The organism is Kitasatospora sp. NPDC001539 (assembly GCF_040298565.1).
Lineage (GTDB): Bacteria > Actinomycetota > Actinomycetes > Streptomycetales > Streptomycetaceae > Kitasatospora.
Genome location: NZ_JBEPAK010000465.1, coordinates 1 through 1,872, shown reverse-complemented (window position 1 = coordinate 1,872; position 1,872 = coordinate 1). Strand labels below are relative to the sequence as shown.

General features: G+C 74.0%; 1 protein-coding gene. It reads left to right on the top strand.

Translation table 11 applies throughout. The features are described 5' to 3' along the window. Nucleotides 1-273: 273 nt before the first annotated feature. Nucleotides 274-1,713, top strand: a complete 1,440-nt coding sequence (locus tag ABT247_RS33290; protein WP_350750317.1) for an ABC1 kinase family protein — start codon at nt 274-276, stop codon at nt 1,711-1,713. Nucleotides 1,714-1,872: the final 159 nt, after the last annotated feature.

Genomic DNA, 1,872 nt, shown 5'->3' with positions numbered 1-1,872 from the left:
GCGCCCCCCCGGCCCCCCGGAACACTCGCACCGGAAGTCGACCCCGCCGACTTCCTACGCAGCGCCCCCCCACCCCGAAGGCCGGCGCCCCGAGGGCACCGGCCTTCCCGGTGGACCGAGGAGCCGCCGAACCGCCGAGCCCCGCCCGGTCCCGGCGGGCGCCGCCCTCCCGCCGCCCCGGGAAATGCCGGCGGCCACCGGGTGGCGAGCAGGCACAATGGCCTAGTGATGGTGGGCCGTCCGGAGTCGGGGGGCCAGGGATTGGAGGCCCGGGTGAGCGATCTACCGCGCAAGGCAGTGACCCGCACGGCACGGCTCGCCGCCCTGCCGCTGGGGATAGCCGGACGGGCCACGCTCGGGCTCGGCAAGCGCATCGGCGGCCGCTCCGCCGAGGTGGTCACGGCCGAGCTCCAGCAGGCCACCGCGGACCAGTTGTTCAAGGTCCTCGGCGAGCTCAAGGGCGGGGCGATGAAGTTCGGGCAGGTGCTGTCCGTCTTCGAGGCCGCGCTGCCCGAGGAGGTCGCCGGGCCGTACCGGGCGGCGCTCACCAAGCTGCAGGACGCCGCTCCCCCGATGCCCGCCGCCAAGGTGCACGCCGCACTGGCTGAGCGGCTCGGCGCGGGCTGGCGCGAGTTGTTCCGGGAGTTCGACGACCGCCCGGCGGCGGCCGCCTCGATCGGTCAGGTGCACCAGGCGGTCTGGCACGACGGCCGGCGGGTCGCGGTGAAGGTGCAGTACCCGGGGGCAGGTGAGGCACTGCTCGCCGACCTGTCCCAGCTGAGCCGGGTGGCCTGGCTGGTCGGCCCACTGATCCCCGGGCTGGACATCAAACCGCTGATCACCGAGCTGCGCGAGCGGGTCTCGGAGGAGCTGGACTACGAGCTGGAGGCGCAGGCCCAGCGCCGGCACGCCGAGGAGTTCGCGGGCGATCCGGACATCCTGGTGCCACGCGTGGTGGCGCAGGCCGACCAGGTGCTGGTCACCGAGTGGATGGACGGCACCCCGTTGTCCGAGGTGATCGCGCGCGGCACCCAGGAGGAGCGTGACCGCGCCGGGCAGTTGTTGGCCCGCTTCCTGTTCGCGGGCCCGTCCCGGACGGGCCTGCTGCACGCGGATCCGCACCCGGGCAACTTCCGGTTGCTGAAGGACGACGGTCCGGGGTCCGGCTGGCGGTTGGGTGTGCTGGACTTCGGGACGGTGGACCGGTTGCCGGGCGGGCTGCCCGCGCCGATCGGTGCCTCGTTGCGGATGGCCCTGGACGGGGACGCGGCGGGCGTGCTGAAGATGCTGCGGGAGGAGGGCTTCGTGAAGCCTTCGATCCAGCTGGATCCGGATGCGGTGCTGGACTACCTGCTGCCGATCATCGAGCCGGCCGCGGTGGACACCTTCCACTTCACCCGGACGTGGATGCGTGCCCAGGCGGCCCGGATCGCGGATCCCCGCTCGCCCGCCTACAACCTGGGGAAGCAGCTCAACCTGCCGCCCGCGTACCTGCTGATCCACCGGGTGACGCTGAGCACCATCGGGGTGCTGTGCCAGCTGGGCGCCAAGGCGCCGTTCCGGGCCGAGATGCTGAAGTGGCTGCCGGAGTTCTCCGGCGAGCCGTCGGCGCCGGCCGGCTCCGCCGGGCATCGCGGCCCCGCCGACGCGCAGAACACCCCGGAGGACACCTCGGACACCCCGCGACCGCCGCGGACACCGCGGAAGCCCTGATACCCCGGGGCCCGCGGGAGCCCTCGGCGAGCGCCGCGAGGCGGCCGCCCGCGAGAGCTGATGAGGAGTGGGCTGGAAACCGAGAAGCTGCGGAGCTGAGACGCTGCGCAGCTCCGCAGCCGGCGAGAACGCCGAACGGCCGCAGGCCGCTCCCCGTGG